General features: G+C 43.4%; 8 protein-coding genes. 5 read left to right on the top strand and 3 right to left on the bottom strand.

Features of this window, described 5'->3' with window-relative positions; translation table 11 throughout:
- Window positions 1-228: 228 nt before the first annotated feature.
- The 3 genes from O9290_RS13775 to O9290_RS13765 form a co-directional block, all read right to left on the bottom strand.
- Window positions 229-1254 carry a dihydroorotate dehydrogenase-like protein gene (locus O9290_RS13775; protein ID WP_147073068.1) on the bottom strand — a complete coding sequence of 342 codons (1026 nt, stop codon included), beginning with the start codon at window positions 1252-1254 and terminating at the stop codon, window positions 229-231.
- 2 nt (window positions 1255-1256) lie between these two features.
- On the bottom strand, window positions 1257-4811 hold the full coding sequence (gene nifJ / locus O9290_RS13770) for a pyruvate:ferredoxin (flavodoxin) oxidoreductase (RefSeq protein WP_288055615.1): 3555 nt from the start codon (window positions 4809-4811) through the stop codon (window positions 1257-1259).
- A 413-nt stretch (window positions 4812-5224) separates the two neighbouring features.
- Window positions 5225-5386 carry a hypothetical protein gene (locus O9290_RS13765; protein WP_196219802.1) on the bottom strand — a complete coding sequence of 54 codons (162 nt, stop codon included), beginning with the start codon at window positions 5384-5386 and terminating at the stop codon, window positions 5225-5227.
- A 286-nt stretch (window positions 5387-5672) separates the two neighbouring features.
- Here O9290_RS13765 and lexA point away from each other — a divergent pair, with 286 nt between their 5' ends.
- The 5 genes from lexA (at window position 5673) to O9290_RS13740 (ending at window position 10454) form a co-directional block, all read left to right on the top strand.
- On the top strand, window positions 5673-6287 hold the full coding sequence (gene lexA, locus O9290_RS13760; RefSeq protein ID WP_002758280.1) for a transcriptional repressor LexA: 615 nt from the start codon (window positions 5673-5675) through the stop codon (window positions 6285-6287).
- Window positions 6288-6416: 129 nt separating this feature from the next.
- Window positions 6417-6683, top strand: a complete 267-nt coding sequence (locus O9290_RS13755; protein ID WP_002754323.1) for a TIGR02450 family Trp-rich protein — start codon at window positions 6417-6419, stop codon at window positions 6681-6683.
- 337 nt (window positions 6684-7020) lie between these two features.
- A complete protein-coding gene (locus O9290_RS13750; RefSeq protein ID WP_288055612.1) occupies window positions 7021-7587 on the top strand; it encodes a RipA family octameric membrane protein in 567 nt (188 codons plus the stop codon).
- A 50-nt stretch (window positions 7588-7637) separates the two neighbouring features.
- Window positions 7638-8483: a M14 family metallopeptidase gene (locus O9290_RS13745; RefSeq protein WP_288055609.1), complete on the top strand. Its 846-nt coding sequence runs from the start codon at window positions 7638-7640 to the stop codon at window positions 8481-8483.
- A gap of 63 nt (window positions 8484-8546) precedes the next feature.
- Window positions 8547-10454 (top strand): methyltransferase domain-containing protein, encoded by a 1908-nt coding sequence (locus O9290_RS13740; RefSeq protein ID WP_288087164.1) that lies wholly within the window; start codon window positions 8547-8549, stop codon window positions 10452-10454.
- Window positions 10455-10687 lie beyond the last annotated feature (233 nt).

Genomic DNA, 10687 nt, shown 5'->3' with positions numbered 1-10687 from the left:
CCCCCTTGATAAGGGGGGTGCCGATCCCCCCTGCCCCCCTTGATAAGGGGGGTGCCGATAGGCGGGGGGATCACCCTTGATAAGGGGGGTGCCGATCCCCCCTGCCCCCCTTGATAAGGGGGGTGTCTGATAATTTTTAACGCCTACCTACTTAAGTTTTCAGTTCACTGATTACTGATTACTGATTACTGTTTACTGATCACTGAAAAAGCTTCCCACTTCCCACTTTTATTTGCTGGTGGTTTGAAAACGTTTCCAAACAGGTTCGTAACTTTGCAGAGCTTTCATGTACTGTACCCGTTCAAAAGCAGTGGGATCCGGGCAATTCATTTGACTCATACTGCCAATTAACTGCTCGATCGATTCGTACTCATTTTCTTCCAACCAATGCAACAAACCCTGTTCGATCTTGGTAATTTCCTCCAAACCGTGGCGTAATAAAACACTAACTAACATGGTCGCTTTTGCCCCCACCATCATCATTTTGATCACGTCGATGGCGTTATGAATACCACTGGTAGCGGCAAAATCCGTCGGTACACGACCGTAAAGCATGGCAATCCAGCGCAGGGGTAAACGCATCGCTTGGGGATTACTGAGGATAATATTGGGGTGAACATCCAAGGTTTCTAAGTCGATATCCGGCTGATAGAAACGGTTAAATAATACCAACCCATCGGCCCCCGCTTCCGCTAATTGTTTAGCCATATTGGCCGTATTGCTAAAGTAGGGACTTAACTTCATCGAGACGGGAATTGATACCTCCGATTTGACAATTTTGAGGATATCAATATAGTTTTGTTCGACGTGATTTCCGGTTAATTCCAGGTCGTTGGGAACATAATAAACATTCAACTCCAAAGCATCAGCGCCCGCTTGTTGAATTTGAATGGCATACTCCAACCATCCCCCAGAGGTCTCACCGTTGAGACTGGCAATAATGGGAATATCGACCATTTCTTTGGCTTTGCGAATATGGTTGAGATATTCGTCGGAACCAACGTGAAAAACCTCCGGTTCGGGAAAATAAGTCAAAGCTTCCGCAAAACTCTCGGCTCCGTGGGTAAAATGATGGTGTAGAGCCAGTCTTTCGTGTTTAATCTGCTCCTCGAAAAAGGAGTGTAAAACCACGGCAGCGGCTCCAAAGTCTTCCATTCTCTTGATATTGTCGATATCCTCGCTCAAGGGTGCGGCCGCACCGATGACTAGCGGCGATCGCAATTGTAAACCCATGTAGGTAGTGTGTAGATTCATAACTATTCGTTGCTCCCTGTACCTTTTGCTGCTAAATACTGATACATTTGCCAGCGCGTATCCACATCTGCTTGTGCTTCTTTGAGCAGACGTTTAGCTTCCTCCGGCTTACTGGTGGCCAACATCTTAAAGCGATTCTCCGAGTAGAGAGTTTGCGCTACGGTAAGCTTAGGCGCACGGCTGTCCAATTGTAGGGGATTTTTGCCTTCTTTAGCTAAATCGGGATGATAACGGTACATTAACCAGCGACCGCTTTCCACCACTTCTTTTTGATGGTTCATGGCGGTGGTCATGTTGATCCCGTGAGCAATACAGTGAGAATAGGCGATAATTAACGATGGCCCGTTGTAAGCTTCCGCTTCTAGGAAAGCTTTGATCGTTTGCTCGTTTCTTGCCCCCATAGCCACGCTGGCCACATAGACGTTACCGTAGGTCATGGCCATTAAACCGAGGTCTTTTTTCGGGCTGGGTTTGCCACCAGAAGCAAATTTAGCTACGGCGGCCCGAGGAGTAGCTTTCGAGGCCTGGCCGCCCGTATTCGAGTAAACTTCCGTATCCATGACCAAAATATTCACATTGCGACCACTGGCTAAAACGTGATCTAAGCCACCATAACCGATGTCGTAGGCCCAACCGTCACCCCCGACAATCCAGACGCTTTTCTTGACCAGATAATCGGCCACGGATAACAACATTTTCACCTGCGTGGTCGGGGTTAATTGCCCTAAACGGGATTTTAGGGCCTCTACCCGTTGCCGTTGTTCGTAAATTTCCGCTTCATCGACTTGGTGACAATTGAGAATATCTGCCGCTAGACTTTCTCCGATTTCACTAGCGAGGTTTGCTAAGAGTTCGGCGGCAAATTCTGCCTGTTTATCGATGGAAACTCGGAATCCTAAGCCAAATTCGGCATTATCTTCAAAGAGGGAATTCGACCAGGCCGGACCGCGACCTTCGGCGTTAACTGCCCAGGGTGTTGTCGGTAAATTACCTCCGTAGATAGATGAACAACCGGTGGCATTAGCCACTATCATGCGATCGCCAAATAGCTGACTGACTAATTTAACGTAGGGAGTCTCACCACAACCGGCACAAGCGCCGGAAAACTCAAAGAGAGGTTCCTGCATTTGCTGATGGTTAATTTTATTGAGATTTAGGCTTAATCGGTCTGGATTAGGCAAATTAAGGAAGAAATCCCAGTTAACTCGTTCCTGTTCCCGCAGGGGCAATTGGGGAGCCATATTAATCGCTCTTAGACGTGGTTGCGATTTGTTTTTAGCGGGGCAAACATCAACACAGAGACCGCAACCGGTACAATCTTCGGCGGCCACTTGGATGGTGAATTTTAGCCCTTTCCAGTCGTGATCCTTGGCATTCGCGACTTTAAAGGTTTCCGGGGCCGTGGCTAATTCGGCCTCATCATAGACTTTCGAGCGAATAACGGCGTGGGGACAAACAAGAACGCATTTACCGCACTGAACACAGACATCCGCATCCCAAACGGGGATTTCTTGGGCAATATTGCGTTTTTCCCATTGGCTAGTGGCGGTGGGGTAAGTACCATCGTTGGGAAGGGAGCTAACGGGCAATTCATCCCCGTGACGGGCGATAATTTTGCCGAGGACTTCTCGGACGAAAGCGGGTGCAGTGTCGGGAATTGGTGGTCTTAATTCAAAAGCTTCAGGGGTGACAGTGGCGGGAATTGAGACTTGATAGAGGTGTTCTAGGGCAGAATCCACAGCTTTGATGTTCATCTGCACGATTTCTTCGCCTTTCTTGCCGTAGGTCTTGCGGATGGCTTTTTTAATTTGTGCGATCGCATCTTCCCGCGACAAAACCCCCGCTAGGGCAAAGAAACACACCTGCATCACGGTATTAATCCGACTGCCCATCCCCGCTTCTTTGGCTACTTGAGTGGCATTAATCGTATAAACTTGCAGATTTTTATCGATGATAGTTTGCTGGAGATGGCGGGGTAAGTGACTAAACACCTCCTCCGGTGGATAGGGACTATTCAGGAGAAAAATTGAGTTCGATTTAGCGGTTTCTAGCAGGTCAAATTGTTCGATAAATTCCCACTGATGACAGGCGATAAAGTTAGCATCGGTGATTAAATAGGTAGAGCGAATCGGATGGGGGCCAAAGCGTAGGTGAGAAACGGTGACAGACCCAGATTTTTTGGAATCATAGACGAAATAACCCTGGGCATAATTATCAGTATCTTCACCGATAATTTTAATTGAGTTTTTGTTAGCTCCCACCGTACCATCGGAACCTAAACCGTAGAAAACCGCCCGCACTACTTCGTCCGGTTCAGTGGAAAAACTGCGGTCATATTCCAAACTGGAAAAGGTAAGATCGTCAACGATACCAATAGTGAAGTGATTTTTCGGTTTGTCGAGACTTAAGTTATCAAATATACCGGCAATCATGGCTGGAGTAAATTCTTTGGAAGATAAACCGTAGCGTCCTCCCACAATTTTCGGCAGCTTGCCTTCGTACTCTTCCATAAAGGCATTTACCACGTCTAAATATAGCGGATCGCCCCCGGCACCGGGTTCTTTACAGCGATCTAAAACGGCTATTTTTTTCACTGTAGTGGGCAAAGCTGCCAGTAATTTGTCGGCGGCAAAGGGACGATAAAGACGAACTTTTAAGACCCCAACTTTAGCCCCATTTTGATTGAGATAATCCACGGTTTCATGGACGGTTTCCCCTCCCGATCCCATTAACATAATCACTCTTTCGGCATCGGGCGCACCGTGGTATTCATAGAGATGGTATTGCCGTCCTGTTAATTGGGCAAAACGATCCATAATTTTTTGAGTGATATCGGGACAAGCATAATAGAAAGGATTGACGCTTTCCCTTGCCTGGAAATAAACATCGGGATTTTGTGCCGTGCCTCGTAAAACCGGTCGATCGGGAGTTAAAGCCCTTTGACGATGGGCAATAATTAGGTCTTCATCGATCAGTTCTTTGAGAGTTTCATCGCTAATTAATTCGACTTTTTGCACCTCATGACTGGTACGAAACCCATCAAAAAAGTGCAGAAAAGGAATCCTGGTTTCTAGGGTGGTAGCCGTGGCAATAGCCGCCAGATCTTGAGCTTCTTGAACGGAATTAGCCGCTAACATAGCCCAACCCGTACTTCTGGCAGACATGACATCACTATGATCCCCAAAAATTGACAATCCTTGAGCTGCTAAAGCACGGGCAGCCACATGAACCACTGAAGAGGTTAATTCCCCCGCAATTTTGTAGAAGTTGGGGAGCATTAATAATAATCCCTGCGAGGAAGTGAAAGTAGTAGTTAAAGAGCCTGTTTGTAGCGCTCCGTGCAGGGTTCCCGCTGCCCCACCTTCGCTCTGCATTTCGATTACGGAAGGGATGGTTCCCCAGAGATTAGCTCTGCGTTCGGCCGCCCAACTATCGGACCATTCACCCATAGGCGAGGAGGGAGTGATAGGATAAATAGCGATTACTTCACTGAGACGATAGGCAACGCGTGCAACAGCTTCGTTACCGTCTATGGTTGCATAGGTTTTTTTGGTCATGTGTTCCCCTTAGTTTTTACGATATTTGTCGGGATTTTAAGTTTTTTTACGGCTCAATTTCGCACTAAATATCCTCTCGTTTCCCTGACAACCGAAGGATTTTCTTGAGCGTCGCTTTTGACTCCCTATCTACTATTGGACGCTTACGGCAGACAGGCTTAAGTAGAGCAATTTTTCTGTCTCCACCTCGATCATTATCCAGATTCTCGGCTTTCTAGCAATTCGTTATTTTTTCTTAATACGCTGCTGAGTTTGCCAGCAACCGACCCTGGGATTAATTAATATTCAGAATTGAGATAAAAATTAATGATACTTTTTAAAAAAAAGTGCTAGGTCAGAAGATAAGCTGTTGACTATCTAAATTACTCGTTAAGACTGTCTATGAGCAGGGAGAAGGAATTATGAATTATTAATTAGGGTTTGCGGCAAAAAGTTTTTCCTGGGGGCAGGGTGTGGGGTGTGGGGTGTGGGGTGTGGGGTGTCGGAAGAATAAATAGAAATAATCTCGGTTCTTCGGTTTGTGTTATGTAATGGACGGGGGTTATAAGAGATGGAACCCTTATAGAGAAAGACATTGGACGATTTTTGTCAATTGTTTTTGATCTAGAGCGAGCTAATCAGTTAAATCTTTTGCCAGATAAGGATTTAGTCGATTTATGCCCCCCTATCGAACCATAACAAGTAACGAAGAGCCATAATCTCCTGTCTCGGAGTCTCCTAACCAAGCACGACAATTTTTGATTTTCGCAAGAGTTCTAATAACCAGTTGATTTAGTCAGCCGATGAAGTTAAGATGTACTAGGTTAAACACAAATGAACTAAAGTACAAATTATCTTAACCCAAGCATAGGAAAATAGATCATGACTAACCTCGAATCCCTTACTCAAGCGCAACAGGAGTTGTACGACTGGCTAATTGAGTATATTCGCACTACTCAACACGCCCCTTCCATCCGGCAAATGATGCGAGCGATGAATTTACGCTCTCCCGCACCGATTCAAAGCCGTTTAGAACGTTTACGCGCCAAAGGCTATATTGATTGGACAGAAGGAAAAGCACGCACCCTGCGGATTCTCAAACAACCAGTGCAAGGTTTACCGGTTCTAGGTGCGATCGCTGCTGGTGGTTTAGTGGAACCCTTCACCGATGTGGAAGAAAAACTCGATCTTTCTAACCTGTTGCAACGCAGTCAAGACTGTTATGCTCTGCGGGTTTCCGGAGACAGTATGATCGAGGATCATATTGCCGATGGGGATCTGGTGATTATGCGTTCTCTCACGGGTAATGAAGCGGTGTCCAATGGGGAAATCGTCGCCGCCAGAGTCGAAGGCCACGGCACTACTTTAAAACGTTTCTACCAAGAAGGCGAAATCATCACTCTCCAACCCTCCAATCAAAAATATCAACCAATTACAGCCAATACTGAACAAGTACAAGTGCAAGGGGTTTTGGTTGGTGTTTGGCGCGGTTATTAGCCAAAACTGGGGCGCACTTAAGCGCCCCGATAATTTTTCCTCTCCTTGGCTACCGGAAAAAAATCGGGTTGGCAAACTAGGATAATATAAGGGTTTTAGCCTATCCCGCACTCAGGTGTTTTAACTTTTATGCCCAAAAAACAGAAGTATCCCCATCTCTTGGGGTCAAAATGGACGGCAAAACAAAAAACATGGGGCTGGCGACATTTTCAAGTGGTCAATCGTCAAAATCGCGGTCAATGGGTTTTTGCGGAATTAGTCGCTTCCTGCGATCCGACTGTCCGCTTCTGGATTAATGCTAAACAGTTGCAAGACGCGAATCTCTGGCAATCAGGTTGGCAAACCCTAACGGAAATGAACCAACCCGACAGCGCCGACGAGATTATTGTAAAGTGAACTACTCTCAAGGTCTAGTGCCTTAGTGCCATCCTAGAGGTCAGATGTCACTGAGGTAAAGCGGATGACCCTAGCAGAATTGCCGGAGATAACTCAACGATCCCAGAAGTGGAAACGGGGTCTATACTGATAGAATATTCGCAAAATAGTCCTAAAAGTCTTTCCCAGTAAACATTTCATGATTCTATAAGCAAAAATTATCACACAAAGTCGAGGAGAGCCTGATGATTCTGATGATGTTGACACGATCGCCAAGTCACTAGCTGAAGAAAAAGCCCAATGCTGAAGTGAAGAGACCGCAAATTAACCTAAAAAGAGATAGAAAGAGATAGAAAGGATGAATAGAAATCTAAGTGAAGAAGAACAAAAGAAGCCGCTTTTAAAAAACGCTGACAAACAGTTAAATCTGCCTAATTCAAACGAAGCAATAAAAGCAAGTTATGGAGCCAACTTTCAATCTCATCTCTTAGAGCAGTACAAAATGTATGTGGAGATGATGGATAGAGTTACTGAAAGAAGAGGAAAGACTAATACCTTCTATTTGTCATTACTATCTGGCTTGCTAACTCTGGTTCCTGTACTGGTTGAAAAAATCTTGTTACCTCAATCTAAAGATAAATATATTGTTCTACTAATATTAGCAACTTTGGGAGTTTGTCTCTGTTTTATATGGCGTAGCAATATTGATTCATATAAACAAATTAACTTTCTGAAATTCCAGGTAATTTACGAAATAGAGCCAAATTTACCTTTCCCTTGCTACAAGAGAGAATGGGAAATATTGGAGGAAAATCCGCGCATCCAATATAGACGTTTATCCAAGATTGAGAAGTATGTTCCTTTGATTCTTGCCATTCCATACCTTGGTTTATTTATTTACTCTCTATCTGGCTTACTCAGATGATTCGTTTAAATCAAAAAAGCTAGGATCAAGTTTCAGTCAGATAATTGTAGATGAAGATGATAGTAAATTCGGGAGGATTTCGTCTGGTGTCGTTTGACTCAGGCAAACTAGGTCCAACGGTATGTGTGGTAGGAGGGGTACATGGAGACGAGACTTGTGGACTCAATGCTATCGAGGTTTTGGAGCGTGAGTTAGCTGTAGGGGGCAGACTTTTACGAGGTCGTTTGCTGACGCTAGTTGCCAATCTGAAAGCCATTCGACTTACAAGACGTTTTGTTGACTTTGATCTCAACAGAGCTTTCGGAAAATCTGACGCTTTTGGACACGAATCTCAATTGGCTAAGGATCTCGCCTCCTATCTGATAGAGATGGACTATATACTAGATTTGCATTCAACCTCTGCTCCAACAAGACCTTTTTGTGCTGGGGCTTTAACAGATCGCCATTTGGAAATGTTCTGGATGACGGGATTAGAGATTTATACTCACGGCTGGGAAGTTCATCGAGGACATACTATGCTTATAGACGAAGTTAACCGGTTAGGCGGAGTTGGAGTGATCGCCGAATGTGGAAGAACGGGCGCTCGTGAGACGGATGAGATCGCTTATAGCACTACTATTCACCTCCTTCAAGAACTAAAAATGCTTGCGCCTGTTAAGTTACAGCCTACAGCAAGCCATAGGATTGTTAAGATTGAACAGATCATAAGAGCTAATAGTGACAGGTTTTCCTTCACACGCCATTTTGAAAACTTCGATCCAGTCAAGGCGTTTGAGGTAGTGGCTTATGACGATGGAGAACCAGTTACATATCATCTTCCGTTTGCCATTGCTATGCCCACACAAGGTAAACTACAAGTGGGGGATGAGGCTTTTGGAGTAGGCATAATCGAGTAATCTTTCTTTACTTCACTCATCTCTTCAAATTAAAGAATTATTACCTCTACAATGGAGTTTTTTATGGAAATACTAGTCTTTATCTCTTGGTCAGGCGAGTGGGGGAGGCCACTAGCGGAACATCTCGCCGACACAATATTTAAATATTCTCCTCTAAAAAGTTGGATATCATCTCGTGATATACCTCCAGGAGAAAACTGGTATGACGCAACTATGAAAGCTTCGCAGCAAGCCAAAATTGGCGTTGTCTGCTTAACTCCTGGTGCTTCTAAAAGCTCTTGGCTAAACTTTGAGACTGGTTTGCTAGTCGCACGGCTAGAAAAAATTAAGATTATCAATTTTGGTGAAAGATTAATTGAGCCGTTAAAACGCTATCAAGCAATTGAAGCTGCTAACCGTGACGATTGGGTAAAATTGCTACAAGATATGAATTCTGAATGGAACAACAAGATGTGTCAAGCATTGGTAAACGGCTGGTTTCCTGACTGGCAAAAGTTTTTGGCAGAGCGAACACGATCTCCTCATGTTTATTTCCGTGACATAGGTAATATCCTCGGCAGGGTTCATGATGAAGTAGAAACACTAAATTCTCAAAATGCTTATGTCAAGAAAAACCTTTGCTTTCAAAGAGTTATTTATGACTCTTATTCTCAACTTTATGAGCGTTCTAGAAATATAGAATCGACCTTTTCACTTCCAGCATCTCAGTATCCATTATATCTTATTTCTTTACAAAGAAATCTAGAAAATTGTTATGTCAAGGCAATCGCTCTCGTCAACGTCGAAGAACAGTTTTGGTCACAGCCGATGGGACAGGAAATTTTAACAACTTCGTGTTCAGAAAACATTAGAGTGTTTGCATTTTTCTCTGAAAAGGAGTTTGATTACCATCTAGCAAGTCTCCGAGAACATTCTAAGAAATACAATGTTTATGCAATAAGTTTGGCAAAGCTATCAGATGTCTTGGGAGCTAACAATACTAAAGACTTTTCTATTATTGAGGTATCAGGAAGCAAGCTGCTTGCAGTATATGATGATGACAACACGGAAGAAAAGAATATCTCTTTTATTGCTGATCTAAACATGATTGCCCAGCACGAAGAATTATTTGAGAAATTATTATCCTCAAAAATACCTGTTTTTATACCTCCCCATACTATCCAAGAGAAAGCAGAGACTGATTCCCTAAGAGCGAGGATTTTTAAAGACCTAGTTCCCTATGAAAGAAAACTTATAGAAATGTCTGAATATATTGATGTAATACCCTATGATGAACATGAAGAAAAGCACGCTTATTATCAAGATATGATGTCAAAAATGATCGAAATTTTTTTAGAGCATAGTAGCAATAATTCTTCCCCAATCAGAATATTAGAATTAGGTGCAGGTACGGGCATTTTTACTGTCCGCTTAAATAAAATTACCAATGTAACTGAGATAGTGGCCGTAGAAATTGACTGGCATTGCTATCAAATTCTTAAAGGTAAATTCAGAGAGCAATATAAAAAAGTCAAGACTCTTAATAAAGACAGCCGTACTTACAATCCAGAGGGAGAATTTGATTATATATTTTCCTCGTTTGCAGACCATCATATTAAGACGGCTGACAAAGCAAAATACTTTGATAATATCAAGCAGAATTTGAAGCCTAATGGTCTAATGATTGTAGGAGATGAATTTCTTCGTAAACATGATCCGAATGATAGGGATGATCGAGACTCTGCTTTGAAAGATTACCACAGTCATATTATTGACATTGCTAAAGGACAGGGGGAAATGATTTTGGCAGAACTTGAGAGACAAGCCTTACAATCTGGTCTGGAGGAAAAGGGAGATTTTAAAGTCTCTTGTGAGCAGTATGAAGAATTGCTGAAACAAGCAAAATTTAAATTTAAAAAAGAGAAAATTGGACCTGAAAATATAGATAATATTGGTGGTGTATATGTTTACACTGCATGGCTACCTACTTAGGGTTTGCTGAAAAAGTTTTTCCTGGGGGTAGGAGTCAGGAGTCAGGAGTCAGTAGCCGGTCGTCGGGAGTTTCAGGCTTTGTTGCCCTCTTTTTTTGTACCAGTTTATGTACTACGAGGAGAATAATGCAAGGTTTTTGAATGTCCCAATCCTATTTTCTTGCACTAACATCAGATTTTAACAGGTCAAAAGCCTTATTTTCAAAGGGTTTTACCATTATTCAGCAAGTCCTA

Origin of the sequence: Microcystis sp. LE19-41.2A (assembly GCF_027530405.1) — a bacterium.
Taxonomy (GTDB): domain Bacteria; phylum Cyanobacteriota; class Cyanobacteriia; order Cyanobacteriales; family Microcystaceae; genus Microcystis; species Microcystis aeruginosa.
The sequence above is the reverse complement of the archived record's forward strand: the minus strand, read 5'-3'. Positions and strand labels throughout refer to the sequence as shown.

Bases quoted from the DNA above. Each gene is read 5' to 3' on its own strand.
- O9290_RS13775 (WP_147073068.1), bottom strand. From the start codon at position 1,254: ATGAATCTACACACTACCTACATGGGTTTACAATTGCGATCGCCGCTA.
- nifJ (WP_288055615.1), bottom strand. From the start codon at position 4,811: ATGACCAAAAAAACCTATGCAACCATAGACGGTAACGAAGCTGTTGCA.
- O9290_RS13765 (WP_196219802.1), bottom strand. From the start codon at position 5,386: ATGTCTTTCTCTATAAGGGTTCCATCTCTTATAACCCCCGTCCATTAC.
- lexA (WP_002758280.1), top strand. From the start codon at position 5,673: ATGACTAACCTCGAATCCCTTACTCAAGCGCAACAGGAGTTGTACGAC.
- O9290_RS13755 (WP_002754323.1), top strand. From the start codon at position 6,417: ATGCCCAAAAAACAGAAGTATCCCCATCTCTTGGGGTCAAAATGGACG.
- O9290_RS13750 (WP_288055612.1), top strand. From the start codon at position 7,021: ATGAATAGAAATCTAAGTGAAGAAGAACAAAAGAAGCCGCTTTTAAAA.
- O9290_RS13745 (WP_288055609.1), top strand. From the start codon at position 7,638: ATGAAGATGATAGTAAATTCGGGAGGATTTCGTCTGGTGTCGTTTGAC.
- O9290_RS13740 (WP_288087164.1), top strand. From the start codon at position 8,547: ATGGAAATACTAGTCTTTATCTCTTGGTCAGGCGAGTGGGGGAGGCCA.